This window comes from Pantoea sp. ME81 (assembly GCF_903970985.1).
Taxonomy (GTDB): domain Bacteria; phylum Pseudomonadota; class Gammaproteobacteria; order Enterobacterales; family Enterobacteriaceae; genus Pantoea; species Pantoea communis.
Map to the genome: position 1 here is coordinate 1 of NZ_CAJCKS010000014.1, position 17,807 is coordinate 17,807.

The window sequence follows — 17,807 nt, forward strand, 5'->3', positions numbered from 1 at the left end:
AGTGAGTGAGTGAGTGAGTGAGTCTGGACCAGCCGGCCAAAAGAAAGGCCGCCTTGCGGCGGCCTCTGATGCTATTGGCTAAATTAGCCCAGCTGCTTACGTGCGTTGCGGAAGATACGCATCCATGGGCTGTCCTCGCCCCACTCCGCAGGGTGCCAGGAGTTACTCACGGTACGGAACACGCGCTCTGGGTGCGGCATCATAATGGTGACACGACCGCTTTCGTTGGTGACTGCAGTGATACCGTTCGGCGAGCCGTTCGGGTTGGCTGGGTAATTTTCGGTCACTTTACCGAAGTTGTCCACGAAGCGCAGCGCCACCAGACCTTTGCTTTCCAGCTGAGCCAGATGTGCACCGTCACGCACTTCCACGAAGCCTTCACCGTGCGACACGGCGATTGGCATATGAGAACCGGCCATGCCGTCCAGCAGCAACGATGGGCTCGCAGCCACTTCAACCAGGCTGAAACGTGCTTCAAACCGCTCTGACTGGTTACGTACAAAGCGTGGCCACAGTTCGCTGCCCGGAATCAGCTCACGCAGATTCGACATCATCTGGCAGCCGTTACATACGCCCAGCGCCAGCGTCTGTGGACGGTGGAAGAAGTTTTCGAACTCATCACGCACACGGCCGTTGAACAGAATCGACTTCGCCCAACCTTCACCGGCACCCAATACGTCACCGTAAGAGAAGCCACCGCACGCGACCAGCGCCTGGAACTCTTCCAGACCACGGCGGCCCGCCAGCAGATCGCTCATGTGCACATCGACTGCGGTGAAACCAGCACGGTGGAAGGCAGCTGCCATCTCAACGTGGGAGTTCACGCCCTGCTCACGCAGTACGGCAACACGAGGACGCGCGCCTGTGGCGATCATCGGCGCAGCAACATCTTCTTCTGGCTTGAAGGTCAGATGAACGTTCAGGCCAGGATCGTTGTCGTCTTTCTTCGCTTCGTGCTCCTGATCGGCACAGGCAGGGTTGTCACGCAGGCGCTGCATCTGCCAGGTGGTTTCTGCCCACCAGGTACGCAGCGTGGTGCGGCTTTCGCTGTACACCGCGCTGTCGCCAGAACGGATGACAAAGCGATCGCCCGGCAGTGCCTGACCAATCACATGCACATTGCTGCTCAGGCCATGGTCGGCAAACACTTTCTCAACGGCGGCACGGTCAGCGGCGTTAATCTGGATCACTGCACCCAACTCTTCGGTGAACAGTGCTGCCAGCGCATCGTTACCCAGCGCGGCGATATCGGCTTCGATACCGCAGTGACCGGTGAAAGCCATTTCTGCCAGTGTTACCAGCAGGCCGCCATCAGAACGGTCATGGTAAGCCAGCAGCTTCTGCTCGGCCACCAGCGCCTGAATGGCGTTGAAGAAGCCCGCCAGTTGCGATGCATCACGTACGTCGGCTGGTTTGTCGCCTAACTGACGATAAACCTGTGACAGCGCGGTAGCACCCAGGGTGTTTGCGCCGTTGCCCAAATCAATCAGCAACAGCAGGTTATCCTGGTCAGCTTGCAGTTGAGGCGTTACGGTGCGGCGCACATCTTCCACACGCGCAAAGGCGGTAATGACCAGCGACAGCGGTGAGGTCATCTCACGCTCTTCAGTACCCTGCTGCCAGCGAGTTTTCATCGACATCGAGTCTTTGCCGACCGGAATCGTGATGCCTAGCGCCGGACACAGCTCTTCGCCAACCGCTTTAACCGCAGCGTACAAACCGGCATCTTCACCCGGGTGACCCGCTGCTGCCATCCAGTTTGCAGAGAGCTTCACGCGCTGCAGTGAACCAATCGCGGTGGCCGCCAGGTTGGTCAACGCTTCACCGACCGCTAAACGACCAGATGCAGCGAAGTCCAGCAAGGCGACTGGCGCACGTTCGCCCAGTGAGAAGGCTTCGCCGTGATAGCTATCCAGGCTGGCGGTGGTCACTGCACAGTTCGCTACCGGGATCTGCCATGGGCCGACCATCTGGTCACGCGCCACCATACCGGTTACCGAACGGTCACCGATGGTAATCAGGAAGGTTTTCTCTGCCACAGTTGGCAGATGCAGTACGCGATTAACGGCGTCAGCCACGGTAATGCCGTCACGCACCAGCGCATCGCCTTTGGCCTGCTGAGTGGCAACATCACGCGTCATCTTCGGCGTTTTGCCCAACAGCACGTCCAGCGGCATGTCGATAGGGTTGTTATCGAAGTGGCTATCCGCCAGGTTCAGGTGCAGCTCTTCGGTGGCTTCACCGATCACCGCATAAGGGGCACGCTCACGCTTACACAGCTCGTCAAACAGCGCCAGCTGAGCCGGTGCCACCGCCAGCACATAACGTTCCTGGGATTCGTTACACCACACTTCCAGCGGGCTCATGCCTGGCTCATCGTTGAGGATGTCGCGCAGGTTGAAGTTACCGCCACGGCCACCATCACTCACCAGCTCTGGCATCGCGTTCGACAGACCGCCAGCACCGACGTCGTGGATGAACAGAATCGGGTTGGCTTCGCCCAGCTGCCAGCAACGGTCGATCACTTCCTGGCAGCGACGCTCCATTTCCGGGTTGTCACGCTGGACAGATGCAAAATCCAGATCCGCATCAGACTGCCCAGAGGCCATTGAAGAGGCTGCTCCGCCACCGAGGCCAATGTTCATCGCGGGTCCGCCGAGCACGATCAGTTTCGCGCCGACGACGATCTCACCCTTCTGCACGTGGTCAGCACGGATGTTACCAATACCGCCCGCCAGCATGATCGGCTTATGGTAGCCACGCAGTTCTGAGCCATTATGGCTGTTCACGCGCTCTTCATAAGTACGGAAGTATCCGTTCAGTGCAGGACGGCCAAATTCGTTGTTGAACGCTGCGCCGCCCAGTGGGCCTTCAGTCATGATATCCAGCGCGGTAACAATACGCTCCGGCTTACCAAAATCTTCTTCCCACGGCTGTTCAAAACCCGGAATACGCAGGTTGGAAACGGAGAAACCGACCAGGCCCGCTTTCGGCTTCGCGCCACGTCCCGTTGCGCCTTCATCACGGATTTCACCACCGGAACCGGTCGCAGCACCTGGCCACGGCGAAATCGCGGTGGGGTGGTTATGGGTTTCCACCTTCATCAGGATATGCGCCTCTTCCTGATGGAAGGTGTATTCGCCCTTCTGCGCATCGGCGTAGAAGCGGCCCACTTTTGAACCTTCCATTACCGCGGCGTTGTCTTTATAAGCAGACAGAACGTGCTCAGGATTGTGTTCAAAGGTGTTTTTGATCATTTTAAACAGCGACTTCGGCTGTTTTTCACCGTCGATAATCCAGTCGGCGTTGAAGATTTTATGACGGCAGTGCTCTGAGTTTGCCTGAGCAAACATATAGAGCTCGATGTCGTTCGGATTGCGGCCCAGTTTGGTGAAGGCATTCAGCAAATAGTCGATTTCGTCATCGGCCAGTGCCAGGCCCAGCGTGGTGTTGGCCTGTTCCAGTGCAATGCGACCGGCACCCAGCACATCAACGCTTTTCAGCGGCTGTGGTTCATGGTGTGCGAACAACTGCTGCGCATCATTCAGGTCACCGAACACGGTCTCCATCATGCGGTCATGCAGCAGGCTAGCCAACTGTTGCCATTGCGCTTCCGTCAGCTGCGGCGCCTGCACATAGAAGGCCATACCGCGTTCGAGACGGATAACCTGGGGCAAATCGCAGTTGTGCGCGATATCGGTGGCTTTTGATGACCACGGAGAAATGGTGCCGGGACGCGGCGTCACCAGTAACAGACGCCCTTGTGGCGCGTGCTCGGCGAGAGAAGGACCGTATTTCAGCAGACGTTGCAGGCGGGCATGTTCATCCGCACTGAGCGGTGCACTGACATCGGCAAAATGGACGTACTCGGCGTAAATATCACTCACTGGCAGGTGAGCGTCCTGAAAGCGGGTCAGCAGTTTGTTTACACGAAATGCCGACAGAGCGGGCGAACCACGCAGAATTTCCATCATCAAAGATCTCTCGTCTTCGAAGCGCCGGGCGACGCTTCATTGGGCGCAACAGGGGAAAACGGGCGGTATTATAGAGAAACAGCACGGGTTACGAAACCGTTTGCGCATAAAATCTGGCACTCAGCATTTGGCTGAATTTTGCACAATTCTTGCTATATAAGTTGCCCTGCTGCACTTTGTTGCGCAAAATGCCCCTCGCTCTGGGAGTAAAAACAACACAAATACTGCCTTTAAAAGACAGAGGCCTGTGAGCCATTACGAGACAACTATTTGAAACGCCTGAAAATAAACTATCTGTTTATCGGTCTGATCACCGTGCTACTTGCGCTGGCACTGTGGCCTTCCATCCCCTGGTACGGGGGCGGAAAAGACGCGTTATCACAGATTAAATCACGTGGAGTGCTGCGCATCAGTACCGTCAACTCCCCGCTGACTTACTACACCATCAATAATGCACCAGCCGGTATGGATTACGAGCTGGCGAAACGCTTCGCCGATTATCTTGGCGTCAAACTTGAGGTTACGGTGCGTCCGAACCTCGGCGATCTGTTTGACGATCTGGATGATGGTAAGGCGGATTTGCTTGCAGCTGGGCTGATCTACAACGGTGAACGCCTTGCCCACTATCAAAGTGGACCAAGCTACTACTCTGTTTCGCAGCAGTTGGTGTACCGCATTGATAAGCCACGGCCGAAGAATCTCGGCGATTTGAAAGGCCGCCTGATTGTGCAGTCCGGTTCGGCATATCTGTCAACTTTACGTTCCGCAAAAGCTGACAGCTATCCCGATCTCGATTGGGCGATTTCTACCGATCAGGGACAGAAAGCGCTGCTGGAAGCCGTCGCCGACGGCAAGCTGGATTACACCGTGGGCGATTCGGTCACCATCGGCTTATTGCAGCGCATCCATCCGCAGCTGGCCGTAGCATTCGACATCACCGATGAAGAACCGGTCACCTGGTATCTGCCACGCAATGATGATGACAGTCTGAATGCGGCAATGCTCGACTTCTACAGCCAGATGGGCGAAGAAGGCACAATGGCGCGCCTCGAAGAGAAGTATCTCGGTCACGTTGGCACTTTTGATTACGTGGATACCCGCACCTTCCTGCGCGCGATTGATAACACGTTGCCGGATATCAAACCGCTGTTTGAGAAATACGCGGCGAGCATGGACTGGCGTCTGCTGGCAGCCATCTCTTATCAGGAGTCTCACTGGAATCCGCAGGCGACCTCACCGACCGGTGTGCGCGGCATGATGATGTTGACGCGTAACACCGCTGACAGCCTCGACGTCAACGATCGCCTTGATCCTGAGCAGAGCATCCGTGGCGGCAGCGAATACCTGCAACGTATGATGGAGAAGGTGCCGGACACCATTCCTGATGATGAGCGCATCTGGTTTGCATTGGCGGCCTATAACATGGGCTATGCGCACATGCTGGATGCCCGCAAGCTGACGGCCAAACAAGGCGGTAATCCTGATAGCTGGGCCGATGTCAAACAGCGTCTGCCGATGCTGAGCCAGAAGCGTTATTACGCGCAAACCTCCTACGGTTACGCGCGCGGCCATGAAGCTTACAACTATGTCGAGAACATCCGTAAGTATCAGATCAGTCTGGTGGGATATCTGCAGGAGCAGGAGAAGCGCATCGCTCAGCAGTCGGCGCTGGAAGCCGAATTGGGCGCCGGTTACCCGGCGGTCGAACCTAAGATTGCGATGAACTAACCTTCGCGCTGCGCCTGGCGCAGCGCTTTCTTTTGCTCACGGCGCATGCGGAAGAAGTCACTCAACATTCCGGCACACTCTTCTGCAAGCACACCGCAATCAATCTGAATCTGATGATTCATACCTGGGTGACCAATCACGTCCATGAGCGAGCCCGCTGCGCCCGTTTTCTCATCCTTTGCACCATATACAAGCCGCGTAATGCGACTGTGTACCATCGCACCGGCGCACATCACGCAGGGTTCCAGCGTCACATACAACGTGGTATCAAGCAGGCGATAGTTTTCGAGGATTTTGCCGCCCTGCCGCAGCGCCATGATTTCGGCATGCGCGGTCGGGTCGCACTGACCAATCGGTCGATTCCAGCCTTCGCCAATCACTTTATCACCCTGCACTAATACCGCGCCGACCGGCACTTCGCCCTGTTCCCACGCGCGACGCGCCAGCTCCAGCGCATGGCGCATCCAATATTCATCAGTTTGTGGGTTCACCGGGCAGCTCCTGCGGATTTAAAGGCGGCGCATTATAGACGGAATCGCCGCATGATTCACTCCAGCTGTTGCAGCTCACCGCGTGATGTTACCCGCCAGCGATGCTGGCAGAAGAACAGCAGCGGGTTATCCTGTTTACTGTCGCTGTAACCGCTGTAGAGTTGCAATGGTGTACCAATCTTCTCTTCGAGTTGAGCGACCTTCTCATGCCCGAGGCATCGCATGGCCAGCACGCGCCCCCCTAAACCGGGTTGCATCTGACTGGCAATCAGCTGTACGCGCGGCAGAAAGGCCGAATCGAAATAGACCTGCTCCACCAGTGATTGTGGTGAACCGGTGATCAGCCACACATCCGCATCATCGCTACTGAGATAATCGGTCAGACGTTGTTGCACCACCGGAAAGGCGGTAACACGCTGACGGAACCATGTCGCGAACTCCGCTTCAAGCTGACGCAGGCGTTGCTCACTGTGGCCGAAGGTAATGGCCCACAGCAGCAAGCTCATCGGCCAGCGTGCGGCGCGTCCTTTAAACAGCATTCCCAGGCCAATTACCGGCAACAGCGGCACCACCAGCAACAAGTTGATCGGCTGGCGTCGCAGCAGATAACGCATAAAGGTGCCAAACATGTCCTGCTGATGCAGCGTGCCATCCAGATCGAAAAACACCACGCGGCGTTGCGTACCCTTTGTCAAACTCCACTCCTTATCTTTCCTTTCTACGGCTTGCCCTACAGTGTAGCCAGCTTCAACGGCGGGGGCGAAAGCAGTCATTTTTAATTCCAATGGCCACAATGCCAGCTGAATAGTTTATTCTTTGTATCGGCGTGCTGTCATTAAAACCTGACGGTGCGAAAAGAGACTAAGCTCAAGCGGGATTAGATGGATTAAGGATCGAACATGAGTTCATTGCTGCGAATTCGCCAGCTCTACCCTCGACTGGCGCTAAATGAGCGTCGGCTGGCGGATTTTTTGCTGTCGCAGCCGGATCGGGCACGGCATCTGAGTTCACAAAAACTGGCTGAGGAATCGGGCGTCAGCCAGTCGAGCGTGGTGAAGTTTGCCCAGAAATTGGGCTATAAGGGATTTCCTGCACTGAAACTGGCACTGAGTGAGTCGCTGGCGGATCGCGATGCCATCACCGTGCACAATCATATTCTCAGCGACGATCCCCTCAAGGTGGTCGGCGAAAAATTACTGACTGAGAAGATTTCCGCTATCCGCGCCACGCTGGATATCAACAGCGAAGAGAAACTGCTGCAAACCCTGCAGCTGCTGAAGAACGCCAACCGCATTCTGCTTGTGGGCATCGGCGCTTCAGGGTTGGTGGCGAAAGATTTCTCGTGGAAGCTGATGAAAATTGGCATCAACGCGGTAGCCGAACAGGATATGCATGCTTTACTGGCGAGCGTGCAGGCGATGGCACCGGGGGATGTGCTGCTGGCGATTTCCTATACCGGCGAGCGGCGTGAGATTAACCTTGCGGCACAGGAAGCCGCACAGCTGGGGGTCGACGTGCTGGCGTTTACCGGCTTTACCCCCAACTCGCTGCAACAGTGCGCTTCCATATGCTTGTACACCGTTGCCGAGGAGCAAAGCACGCGCAGTGCCGCAATCTCATCCACCAGTGCACAACTGGCGTTGACCGACCTGCTGTTTATGGCGTTGGTACAAAACGATCCAGAACGCGCTTCAAGCCACATAAGGCACAGCGAAGAACTGGTCAAAAAACTGGTGTAATGCGAAAAAGGCCGTTATCCGGCCTTTTACTGGCTGATTCTTAGCCCACAGAAGGGTAACGCGGAGTTTTCCTGATTCCTGGCTGACTTATAGCGAATTCTGCTGCAGTGAACTTAATTCCCGCTTTGTTTGATCCAGCACAACAAACCCTGCGCCTGCAGAAGCCGATTTTATGATAAGGTGCGCGCCTTCTTTATCAGGCTAACGGCGATCATGGCTTTACTCATTACGGCGAAATGCATCAATTGCGATATGTGCGAACCTGAATGCCCGAACCAGGCTATCAGCTTCGGTGAGATGATCTATGAGATTGATGTCGACCGCTGCACCGAGTGCGTAGGCCATTATGATGTGCCGACCTGCCAAAGCGTCTGCCCGATTGATAACACCATCATTTCTGACCCACAGCACCCGGAAACCCGTGAGGCGCTGTGGGAGAAATTTGTCGTGTTGCACCCTTAGTCTTCGATGATCACCGTTGCGCAGGCGTAGTGGCGCTCATCGGCCAGGGTAACATGCACATGTTTCACGCCCAACTGGCTGGCAATCACTTTTGCCTGTTCGAAAAAGCGTAAGCCCGGTTTGCCCAGCGCATCGTTGTACACTTCGAATTGATTAAAGGCCAGACCACCGCGAATCCCGGTACCAAAGGCTTTAGCCGCCGCTTCTTTCACCGCAAAACGTTTGGCAAGAAAGCGCACCGGTTGCTGGTGCGCCTGATATTGCTGCCACTCGGCTTCGCTCAAGACGCGACGCGCCAGACGATCGCCGGATCGCTCAATCACGCCAGCAATACGTTCGATTTCAACGATGTCGCTGCCGAGTCCGAGAATCGCCATTAACGACGCGCTTCCCGCATCAGCTGCTTCATCTCTGACACCGCATCCGCCAGGCCACTGAACAGCGCGCGGCCAATGATGGCGTGACCAATGTTTAGCTCATGCATCTCCGGCAGTTCAGCGATGGGTTGCACGTTGTGATACGTCAGACCGTGACCGGCATTGACCTTCAAACCCAGGCTGGCTGCAAACGTGGCCGCTTTGCGAATGCGAGACAGCTCGGCTTCACGCTCCAGCCCTTCCGGTGCTTCCGCGTAGGCGCCGGTGTGGATCTCAATGTAGGGTGCGCCGCTGGCAACGGCCGCTTCAATCTGGCGATGATCGGCATCGATAAACAGCGACACCAGGATACCCGCTTCGCTCAGCAGGCGAACCGCTGCGTTGATTTTGTCCTGCTGACCCGCCACATCTAATCCGCCTTCGGTGGTCACTTCCTGGCGCTTTTCTGGCACCAGACACACGAAGTGCGGCTTGATGTCGCAGGCAATGTCGATCATTTCATCGGTCACCGCCATCTCCAGATTCATACGCGTCTGGATGGTATCGCGCAGAATTCGCACATCGCGATCGGTGATATGACGACGATCTTCACGCAGGTGCACAGTGATGCCATCTGCGCCCGCCTGTTCAGAAACAAACGCCGCCTGGACTGGATCGGGATAATTCGTGCCACGTGCGTTACGTACGGTGGCGATGTGGTCAATGTTGACCCCTAACAGCAACTCAGCCATGACAATCCTTAAATAGGTTCAGTGTGTTTGCAGTGTACCGTGCTGAGCATATCAGGCGGTACGACCAGCGCTAGTCGTTTGCCACATCGGGCTTCTTTTTCGGCACAAACTGGCGAAACAGTTCCTGGCTCTTCAACGGTTTACCGCCCAGATAAGGCTTGAGCGCCATACGCGTGAAGCGCTTGGCAGCACGCAGGCTGTCGGCATCGGGAAACTCGCGTGCCCACAGCGCACGCAACTGGCGACCGGTAAAACTGCGTTGGTTCACCACCAGGCTGGCGATAAACCCCTTCTCTTCACGATAACTGTACGTCATGCCGTCATCGATCTCTTCACCACTGCCCGCACAGTGCAGGAAATCCACGCCGTAACCCAGGTGGCCCAGCAGCGCCAGTTCAAAGCGACGCAGCGCCGGTTCAGGCGTGCCACTGCCTGCGGCCAGCATCTGGATGCAATGGAGATAGTCAAAGAAGAGGTCGGAGAAAGGAATTTCCTGCTCAAGCACGCGAGACAGCAGTTCGTTAACGTACAACCCGCAGTAGAGCGTGATGCCACTGAGCGGCAAGGCCAGCGACACCGCTTCGGCGCTGCGCAGCGTTTTAACTTCGCCACGCCCACCCCAACGCACCAGCAGCGGCGTGAAGGGTTGGAGTGCACCTTTGAGTTGGGAACGGCGCGAGCGTGCGCCTTTGGCCAGGACGCGGACGCGCCCTTCGCTTTCGCTGAACAGATCGAGCAGGAGGCTGGTTTCGCTGTAAGGGCGACTATGCAGCACAAAGGCGCGTTGCCAGCCTTCCATCAATTATTCGTCTGTATAGCCCAGGCTGCGCAGTGCACGTTCGTCATCCGCCCAACCCGATTTCACTTTAACCCACAGTTCGAGATGCACTTTGGCTTCAAACATCTCTTCCATGTCTTTACGCGCTTCAATACCGATGGTTTTAATCTTGGCGCCTTTGTTGCCAATCACCATCTTCTTCTGCCCTTCGCGCTCGACGAGGATCAGACCGTTGATGTCATAGCCACCACGATCGTTAGAGACGAACTGTTCGATTTCCACGGTCACTGAGTAAGGCAGTTCCGCACCGAGGAAGCGCATCAGTTTTTCACGGATGATCTCAGACGCCATGAAGCGCTGTGAACGATCCGTTATGTAATCTTCCGGGAAGTGATGGTCAGATTTCGGCAGGCATTTACGCGCGATAGCGGCAATGGCATCAACGTTCTTACCGCTTTCTGCCGAGATCGGTACAATCTCAAGGAAATTCATCTGCTGGCTCAGGAACTGCAGGTGTGGCAGCAGAATGGTTTTATCCTGAATGTTATCGACCTTGTTAACCGCCAGCACCACCGGCACTTTGCCGTCGCGCAGCTTGTTCAAGACCATTTCGTCGTCCGGCGTCCAGCGGGTGCCTTCAACAACAAAAATCACCAGCTCCACATCACCAATTGAGCTGCTGGCAGCACGGTTCATCAGGCGGTTAATCGCCCGCTTCTCTTCCATGTGCAGCCCGGGAGTATCCACGTAGATCGCCTGATAAGCGCCTTCAGTGTGAATACCCATGATGCGGTGACGCGTGGTTTGCGGTTTACGCGAGGTGATCGACACTTTCTGCCCCAGTAATTGGTTCAGTAAGGTGGATTTGCCAACGTTAGGTCGGCCAACAATCGCGATAAAGCCGCTGTGTGTTTCGATTTCGCTCATTCGAGTCCTGACTTGAGCAGCGTCGCTGTCGACGCTGCGATATGACTATGTATTTTATTCGAGACCAAGCTTAATTAATGCCTGTTCAGCGGCAGCTTGCTCTGCTTTACGGCGGCTGGAACCTACACCCACCACCGGTTCTGCCATGCCACTCACCTGACAGTGAATGGTGAATTCCTGATCGTGGGCTTCGCCACGCACCTGCACCACCAGATAAGAAGGCAGCGGCAGGTGACGCCCTTGCAGAAACTCCTGCAGACGCGTTTTTGGATCTTTTTGCTTATCACCCGGGCTGATCTCATCAAGGCGATTTTGGTACCAATCGAGAATCAGTTTCTCAACGGTTTGAATGTTGCTGTCGAGGAAGATACCGCCAATCAGCGCTTCAACCGTATCAGCAAGAATCGATTCGCGACGGAAACCGCCACTCTTCAACTCGCCCGGTCCAAGACGTAAACATTCGCCAAGTTCAAACTCACGCGCCATCTCTGCCAGGGTATTGCCCCGCACCAGCGTAGCGCGCATGCGGCTCATGTCACCTTCATCCACACGTGGGAAGCGGTGATAAAGCGCATTGGCAATCACATAGCTGAGAATGGAATCGCCAAGAAACTCAAGACGTTCATTGTGCTTACTGCTGGCACTGCGGTGAGTCAATGCTTGCTGCAGTAGTTCCGGATGAGTAAAAGTGTAGCCCAGTTTGCGCTGCAGCTTGTTAATAAGGATGGGGTTCATGCGATTCCAGTTATTCTGTGCGTCTGTAACTCTGCATACGAAACAGGGCTGAGGTTCCAACACGTTCTGTTTCGTTTGCAGTGGCCCCCCGAAAGAGGCCAACCGTGTTGCCCACCGCAGTGGGCATAATGCTTAGTGGATTCCGCCGATGCGACTTAAGCGCACGCCCGTTGGCCACTGTCCTTCTTGTTTCTCAAAGCTCATCCAGATAGCCACCGCTTTACCGACCAGATTCTTCTCAGGCACAAAGCCCCAGTAGCGGCTGTCGGCGCTGTTATCGCGGTTATCGCCCATCATGAAATATTGCCCTTCCGGCACGATCCATGTGGATTGCGGCTGACCCGGCTGCTGATAATACATGCTTGCCTGGCTCTGCGCTTCGTTTACTAACAGGATATCGTGCGTCACCGTGCCCAACGTCTCTTTACGTGTTCCCAGACGCAGGCCGCCCTTCATGGTTTCGCCCTGTGGTGCTTCAAAGAAGCCGTTGCCGGTTTCATTGCCATCAAAGCCGCTGAAGGTTTGAATGAAGCGGCTTGGCTCCACGTTGGTATAGGTGATCGGCAACGCGGTATCGCATTTGCCCGTGCCACAACCCGGGTTTACCGTCAGCGTTTTACTGTAAGGATCAAACACCACTTTGTCGCCCGGCAGACCGATCACACGTTTAATGTAATCGACGCTCGGATCTTTCGGGTATTTAAACACCGCCACATCACCACGCTGCGGATGACCCGTTGGGATCAGCGTGGTTTGAGTAATCGGATCTTTGATTCCGTAAGCAAACTTCTCCACCAGAATAAAATCACCAATCAGCAACGTCGGCATCATGGAACCTGATGGGATCTGGAATGGCTCAAAAATAAATGAGCGAACGATCAGTACCACCGCCAGCACCGGGAACACCGATGCCGCCGTTTCTACCCAGCCTGGCTGAGCCGCCACTTTGGCCAGCGTTTTGCCGTCCAATGTGTTGCCCGCCTGCGCTTGTGCAGCTGCCTGCTTAGCACGACGCGCCGGAGCCCACTTAAAGCGATCGATACACCAGATAACACCCGTTATCAGCGTGGCGATCACCAGAATCAGGGCGAACATATTAGCCATTAAAGTTCCTTATTTGCTGTCTTTACCGACATGCAGAATGGCAAGGAATGCTTCCTGCGGCAGCTCAACGTTGCCGACCTGCTTCATTCGCTTCTTACCGTCTTTCTGCTTCTGCAACAGTTTCTTCTTACGGCTCACGTCACCGCCATAGCATTTCGCCAGGACGTTTTTACGCAGCTGCTTGACCGTTGAGCGAGCGATAATGTGGTTGCCGATTGCCGCCTGAATCGCAATATCGAACTGCTGACGTGGGATCAGATCTTTCATCTTCTCCACGAGGTCGCGGCCACGATACTGAGAGTTATCACGGTGGGTAATCAGCGCCAGCGCATCAACACGTTCTGAGTTAATCATCACGTCGACACGCACCATGTCAGAGGCCTGGAAACGTTTAAAGTTATAGTCCAGCGATGCATAGCCGCGAGACGTTGATTTCAGACGGTCGAAGAAGTCGAGTACCACTTCTGCCATCGGGATTTCATAGGTCAGCGCAACCTGTTTACCGTGGTAAACCATGTTGGTCTGCACACCGCGTTTCTCAATACACAGGGTGATGACGTTGCCGAGGAATTCCTGCGGCAGCAGCATATGACACTCGGCGATCGGTTCGCGCAGTTCTTCAATATTGTTCAGCGGTGGCAGCTTCGAAGGGCTGTCAACATAGACTGTCTGGCCGTCGGTGGTGATGACTTCATAAACTACCGTTGGCGCTGTAGTAATCAGGTCGAGATCGTATTCACGCTCCAGACGTTCCTGAATGATCTCCATGTGCAGCAGACCGAGGAAGCCGATGCGGAAGCCGAAGCCCAGCGCCGTTGAGCTTTCTGGCTCATAGAACAGTGAGGCATCGTTGAGGCTCAGTTTGCCCAGCGCATCACGGAACGCTTCATAGTCATCAGAGCTGATCGGGAACAGGCCAGCATATACCTGTGGCTTCACTTTCTTAAAGCCTGGCAGGACATGTTCAGCAGGATTGCGTTGCAGCGTCAGGGTGTCACCGACTGGCGCGCCCATGATGTCTTTGATAGCGCAAACCAACCAGCCTACTTCACCGCAGTTCAGTTCATTACGGTCAACCTGTTTCGGTGTAAAGATGCCTAAGCGATCAGCGTTATAGGTCTGACCGGTGCTCATCACCTTCACTTTGTCGCCTTTGCGCAGCGTACCGTTCTTGATACGAATCAGTGACACAACGCCCAGGTAGTTATCGAACCATGAGTCGATGATCAGCGCCTGCAGTGGGCCTTCCGGATCACCTTCCGGTGGTGGGATATCACGCACCAGACGCTCAAGCACATCCGGAACGCCAACGCCGGTTTTCGCCGAGCAGCGCACGGCATCAGCCGCATCAATACCCACGATATCTTCAATCTCTTCCGCCACGCGCTCAGGATCGGCCGCAGGCAAGTCGATTTTGTTCAGAACCGGTACCACTTCCAGATCCATTTCCATTGCGGTGTAGCAGTTCGCCAGCGTCTGTGCTTCAACGCCCTGACCTGCATCGACCACCAGCAAAGCCCCTTCACAAGCCGCTAAAGAGCGGGAAACTTCATAGGAGAAGTCAACGTGGCCGGGAGTATCGATAAAATTGAGCTGGTAAGTTTCACCGTTCAGCGCTTTGTAATCGAGCGTGACGCTTTGCGCTTTAATGGTAATGCCGCGCTCGCGCTCCAGATCCATAGAATCCAGAACCTGCGCCGCCATCTCACGATCGCTGAGGCCACCACAAATCTGAATCAAGCGGTCAGAGAGCGTTGATTTGCCGTGGTCGATGTGTGCGATGATGGAGAAATTTCGTATGTGCTTCATTTATATGAATATCTTCACGTAAAAAATCAGTGGAAAACTTGAGCACAGACACATTCAGGAAAGTGAGCTTTACCCGGAATCCTGTCAGCCTCATTAATGACGACGCATATTACACTGTTAACGCCGCGCGTTAAAGAATGGAACTGTGGGGAATCGCAACAGATTTCAGCGGGTAAGCCTAAATGAAAAAGCCGCGCATTGCGCGGCCCTGGCAGGGATCAACCTTCATTTTCTATGCGCATGGCATCGGGCGGTAACGCAACGCTGAGGATGATCGGCTGAAAGGCTTCCCGATGACCGAACACGCTGGAAACCCCTTTAGCCACAATAAAGCCACCGATGCCGCCTAACAGCGCACCGCAGGCCGCCGCCAGATCGCTGTGGAACAGCATCTGAAACAGACCTGCGACTAAAAACAGGCCAAACAGCGGCGTCATGTAAACCAGCAGCGCTGAACCCAGCAGACTGCTTTCACGGATACCCAATTCAATGCGCTGTCCGGGCTGTAAAGGCTCCGGGCTGGCAATGGTCATGACATGAGCATTTTTCGGCCCAAGTTGATTGAGCGCGTGGCTGCCGCAGCCTTTGCGGGCTGAACAGCTGTTACAGGAGGTTTTCGCTTCCGAGTGCAGCGTGGCAATGCCTTTTTCCCACGCCACCACGGTGGCCCATTCTCTCATCATTTTTGTGCACCTGAATCTATGCTGTCCGCGATACGTTTGGCCGTTGCAGGCGGTAATTCGCCCACCACGGTGATTTCACGATTATCGCGCACTTCTGTCTGCACCGTACGACGCCCAGTGCGCAATGACTGCGGCACACTGCTTTTATCGGCAGGCGTAATGTTGATAGCAAAGCTAAATAAGCCATCGCTGTACAGACGAGATTCTACGGTTTTATTCATGGCTGGCATATCGCGGCGACTCTGCGAAATCAGTGTCATACCCGCTGGCAACCAGCCTGGCTGCCAGCTGAGCTGCACTTTATCGCCCGCTGGTAATGACAGCGTTGGCGGCAGATTGGCTTTTTCCAGCCCCTGCATCAGATTACGCACGCCTTCATCCACCGCAAAGCTGATGACACGGAACTGCTCCAGCGTTTCACCATCACGATCCAGCAAATCAATGCGTAGCGGCAATTTAGTATCAACATCCAGCCACACGACATAGCTGTAGCGCGTGCCATCACGCGACACGATGCGCACCACTTCGCACATTTGATCGGCCATACGTGAACGTCCTACCGGAATAAAATCGTAGGCATCACCAAGGCGGGAGAAATCAGCAAACATCAATGCAGGCAGCGCATCAATAATGTGATTGCCCGGTAGTGAGAAAGGATCAAGTCCAGGCTCAAAGTAGCTGATGTCATTGCCACGTTGAATCACTTCACGACGCGGCCCATCCATCTGCAACAGTTGGGCAAAGATACGATTATCGATAACTGCATGACGATAGCGCAGAGATTCAATGCCAAGACGAGAGACATTGATGTAGGCGAATTCGTAGTTGAGGTTCTGGCTTGCCTGCTCCATCTGCTGTAACAACGCCCCGGAAGCAGATGTCTGCGCCGGGGCGGTGGAGGACCAAAGCAGGCTGCCTGCCAGCAGGCTAACGGCACACCAAAGTTGCTTCATTACTGCTGTTGAGTTCCTAACGACTGATTTCCGGGAACATTAGCTTGCGCCTGCTGTGGATCATTCTTTTCATCGAACTGGACCTGATCAGCATGCAGACGGCGTTGCAGTTCATAGTCCTGCAGCATGGCATTCACACGACGACGCTGTTCCTGTACCTGCTGGTTAGAGCTATTGGTGTCAAACGCGTCAGAAGGGACGCCAAGACTGACAGGAGAAGCTTTACCCATCATCGGCAGCGTATTAAACGCTGGAGAATCTGAGGTTTCCGTTGCACTGCTGCCAGGCTGAGTATTGTAGTGCTGAACACCGACAATCACCGCCAGCGAGACACAGGCAGCCACACCAATCTGCGCCAGTTGTGCAGTCCAGGTGCCGCCACGACGCCAGAACGGCATTTTCTCCCAGCGTGATGGCTCAGGCTGCGCTTCAGGAATCAGCGGAGTCACTTTACGCAATGGCTCATTTTCAATGGCCGCTGCAACGCGTGCGGAGATATCAAAATGCAGCACTTCACCGACATCACCTCGTAAGGTGTCGCGGATTAGATGGTAGCTCTCCCAGCTTTTTTGAAGATCTGCATCCTTCGACAACGACGCCAGCAGCTCGTTATCGAGAGTTTCACCATCCATTAAAGCGGAAAGTTTTTCTTTCTGCATGCTTTGGTACCCTTCCAGTAGCCGTTATCACTGACGTTGGATAAGCGGTTGAACTTTATTATCAATGGCCTCTCGGGCACGGAAGATACGCGAACGAACCGTACCCACCGGGCAATCCATGATGGCGGCAATCTCTTCGTAACTTAAACCATCCAACTCCCTGAGGGTGATGGCCATACGCAGATCTTCGGGAAGCGCCTCAATGGTCCGAAAAACAATTTGTTTCAGTTCCTCTGACAACATTAAGTTCTCAGGGTTCGAAATTTCTTTTAATGCTCCCGCACTTTCGAAATTTTCTGCATCGATAGCATCCACATCGCTAGATGGCGGACGACGCCCCTGAGCCACTAAATAGTTTTTTGCTGTATTCACCGCAATGCGGTACAGCCATGTATAAAAGGCGCTATCGCCACGGAAAGATTCCAGTGCGCGATACGCTTTAATAAAGGATTCCTGAACCACATCAGGCACATCGCCTGAAGGGACATAACGTGAAACCAGGCTCGCCACTTTATGCTGGTATCGAATCACCAGTAAATTAAATGACTTTTGATCTCCCTTCTGAACCCGCTCAACGAGAACCTGATCCGTTAACTGCTCGCTCATCCGAGGTAATGTCTCCCCAAATCTCTTTTTATGCGTAAGTGAACTGCCAGC

At 54.7% G+C, this 17,807-nt stretch carries 17 protein-coding genes; 3 read left to right on the plus strand and 14 right to left on the minus strand.

Going from position 1 to position 17,807, the window contains the following annotated elements:
• Window positions 1-83 precede the first annotated feature (83 nt).
• On the minus strand, window positions 84-3,974 hold the full coding sequence (gene purL / locus H7A81_RS04290) for a phosphoribosylformylglycinamidine synthase (RefSeq protein ID WP_166936236.1): 3,891 nt from the start codon (window positions 3,972-3,974) through the stop codon (window positions 84-86).
• A gap of 270 nt (window positions 3,975-4,244) precedes the next feature.
• Between purL and mltF the strand changes: the two genes are divergently transcribed.
• Window positions 4,245-5,702: a membrane-bound lytic murein transglycosylase MltF gene (mltF, locus tag H7A81_RS04295; protein ID WP_166936234.1), complete on the plus strand. Its 1,458-nt coding sequence runs from the start codon at window positions 4,245-4,247 to the stop codon at window positions 5,700-5,702.
• On the opposite strand, the gene tadA is transcribed toward mltF, so the two are convergent.
• A complete protein-coding gene (tadA, locus tag H7A81_RS04300; RefSeq protein ID WP_097118618.1) occupies window positions 5,699-6,193 on the minus strand; it encodes a tRNA adenosine(34) deaminase TadA in 495 nt (164 codons plus the stop codon). The genes mltF and tadA overlap by 4 nt on opposite strands.
• Window positions 6,194-6,249: 56 nt before the next feature.
• Complete coding sequence (gene yfhb / locus H7A81_RS04305; RefSeq protein ID WP_182056869.1) at window positions 6,250-6,888, minus strand: phosphatidylglycerophosphatase C; 639 nt, start codon at window positions 6,886-6,888, stop codon at window positions 6,250-6,252.
• Between the two features lie 204 nt (window positions 6,889-7,092).
• On the opposite strand from yfhb, the gene H7A81_RS04310 reads away from it, so the two are divergent.
• Window positions 7,093-7,932, plus strand: coding sequence for a MurR/RpiR family transcriptional regulator (locus H7A81_RS04310; protein ID WP_034825629.1), 840 nt, complete (start codon window positions 7,093-7,095; stop codon window positions 7,930-7,932).
• A 213-nt stretch (window positions 7,933-8,145) separates the two neighbouring features.
• A complete protein-coding gene (locus H7A81_RS04315) occupies window positions 8,146-8,394 on the plus strand; it encodes a YfhL family 4Fe-4S dicluster ferredoxin (protein ID WP_166936232.1) in 249 nt (82 codons plus the stop codon).
• Here the strand turns inward: H7A81_RS04315 and acpS are convergent.
• The 11 genes from acpS to rpoE form a co-directional block, all read right to left on the minus strand.
• On the minus strand, window positions 8,391-8,771 hold the full coding sequence (acpS, locus tag H7A81_RS04320; RefSeq protein ID WP_034825626.1) for a holo-ACP synthase: 381 nt from the start codon (window positions 8,769-8,771) through the stop codon (window positions 8,391-8,393). The two genes, H7A81_RS04315 and acpS, sit on opposite strands and share 4 nt — an antisense overlap.
• A complete protein-coding gene (gene pdxJ, locus H7A81_RS04325) occupies window positions 8,771-9,502 on the minus strand; it encodes a pyridoxine 5'-phosphate synthase (protein WP_034825624.1) in 732 nt (243 codons plus the stop codon). The genes acpS and pdxJ overlap by 1 nt, the downstream gene beginning before the upstream one ends.
• 70 nt (window positions 9,503-9,572) lie before the next feature.
• The gene (gene recO, locus H7A81_RS04330) at window positions 9,573-10,301 is read right to left on the minus strand and encodes a DNA repair protein RecO (RefSeq protein ID WP_038645361.1); all 729 of its coding nucleotides are present in this window, start codon (window positions 10,299-10,301) and stop codon (window positions 9,573-9,575) included.
• 3 nt (window positions 10,302-10,304) lie between these two features.
• Window positions 10,305-11,207 (minus strand): GTPase Era, encoded by a 903-nt coding sequence (gene era / locus H7A81_RS04335; RefSeq protein WP_034825620.1) that lies wholly within the window; start codon window positions 11,205-11,207, stop codon window positions 10,305-10,307.
• Between the two features lie 54 nt (window positions 11,208-11,261).
• The gene (gene rnc / locus H7A81_RS04340; protein ID WP_034825618.1) at window positions 11,262-11,942 is read right to left on the minus strand and encodes a ribonuclease III; all 681 of its coding nucleotides are present in this window, start codon (window positions 11,940-11,942) and stop codon (window positions 11,262-11,264) included.
• A 132-nt stretch (window positions 11,943-12,074) separates the two neighbouring features.
• Window positions 12,075-13,046: a signal peptidase I gene (gene lepB / locus H7A81_RS04345; RefSeq protein ID WP_034825616.1), complete on the minus strand. Its 972-nt coding sequence runs from the start codon at window positions 13,044-13,046 to the stop codon at window positions 12,075-12,077.
• Window positions 13,047-13,055: 9 nt separating this feature from the next.
• A complete protein-coding gene (lepA, locus tag H7A81_RS04350; protein ID WP_034825613.1) occupies window positions 13,056-14,855 on the minus strand; it encodes a translation elongation factor 4 in 1,800 nt (599 codons plus the stop codon).
• Window positions 14,856-15,073: 218 nt separating this feature from the next.
• On the minus strand, window positions 15,074-15,538 hold the full coding sequence (rseC, locus tag H7A81_RS04355; protein WP_182056835.1) for a SoxR-reducing system protein RseC: 465 nt from the start codon (window positions 15,536-15,538) through the stop codon (window positions 15,074-15,076).
• Complete coding sequence (gene rseB / locus H7A81_RS04360; RefSeq protein ID WP_034825608.1) at window positions 15,535-16,491, minus strand: sigma-E factor regulatory protein RseB; 957 nt, start codon at window positions 16,489-16,491, stop codon at window positions 15,535-15,537. The genes rseC and rseB overlap by 4 nt, the downstream gene beginning before the upstream one ends.
• Complete coding sequence (gene rseA / locus H7A81_RS04365) at window positions 16,491-17,150, minus strand: anti-sigma-E factor RseA (protein WP_034825605.1); 660 nt, start codon at window positions 17,148-17,150, stop codon at window positions 16,491-16,493. The genes rseB and rseA overlap by 1 nt, the downstream gene beginning before the upstream one ends.
• 27 nt (window positions 17,151-17,177) lie before the next feature.
• Window positions 17,178-17,756: an RNA polymerase sigma factor RpoE gene (rpoE, locus tag H7A81_RS04370; RefSeq protein ID WP_038645348.1), complete on the minus strand. Its 579-nt coding sequence runs from the start codon at window positions 17,754-17,756 to the stop codon at window positions 17,178-17,180.
• Window positions 17,757-17,807: the final 51 nt, after the last annotated feature.

Bases quoted from the DNA above. Each gene is read 5' to 3' on its own strand.
- pdxJ (WP_034825624.1), bottom strand. From the start codon at position 9,502: ATGGCTGAGTTGCTGTTAGGGGTCAACATTGACCACATCGCCACCGTA.
- lepA (WP_034825613.1), bottom strand. From the start codon at position 14,855: ATGAAGCACATACGAAATTTCTCCATCATCGCACACATCGACCACGGC.
- rseA (WP_034825605.1), bottom strand. From the start codon at position 17,150: ATGCAGAAAGAAAAACTTTCCGCTTTAATGGATGGTGAAACTCTCGAT.
- H7A81_RS04310 (WP_034825629.1), top strand. From the start codon at position 7,093: ATGAGTTCATTGCTGCGAATTCGCCAGCTCTACCCTCGACTGGCGCTA.
- purL (WP_166936236.1), bottom strand. From the start codon at position 3,974: ATGATGGAAATTCTGCGTGGTTCGCCCGCTCTGTCGGCATTTCGTGTA.
- rseC (WP_182056835.1), bottom strand. From the start codon at position 15,538: ATGATGAGAGAATGGGCCACCGTGGTGGCGTGGGAAAAAGGCATTGCC.
- H7A81_RS04315 (WP_166936232.1), top strand. From the start codon at position 8,146: ATGGCTTTACTCATTACGGCGAAATGCATCAATTGCGATATGTGCGAA.
- lepB (WP_034825616.1), bottom strand. From the start codon at position 13,046: ATGGCTAATATGTTCGCCCTGATTCTGGTGATCGCCACGCTGATAACG.
- rseB (WP_034825608.1), bottom strand. From the start codon at position 16,491: ATGAAGCAACTTTGGTGTGCCGTTAGCCTGCTGGCAGGCAGCCTGCTT.
- rnc (WP_034825618.1), bottom strand. From the start codon at position 11,942: ATGAACCCCATCCTTATTAACAAGCTGCAGCGCAAACTGGGCTACACT.
- era (WP_034825620.1), bottom strand. From the start codon at position 11,207: ATGAGCGAAATCGAAACACACAGCGGCTTTATCGCGATTGTTGGCCGA.
- recO (WP_038645361.1), bottom strand. From the start codon at position 10,301: ATGGAAGGCTGGCAACGCGCCTTTGTGCTGCATAGTCGCCCTTACAGC.
- rpoE (WP_038645348.1), bottom strand. From the start codon at position 17,756: ATGAGCGAGCAGTTAACGGATCAGGTTCTCGTTGAGCGGGTTCAGAAG.
- acpS (WP_034825626.1), bottom strand. From the start codon at position 8,771: ATGGCGATTCTCGGACTCGGCAGCGACATCGTTGAAATCGAACGTATT.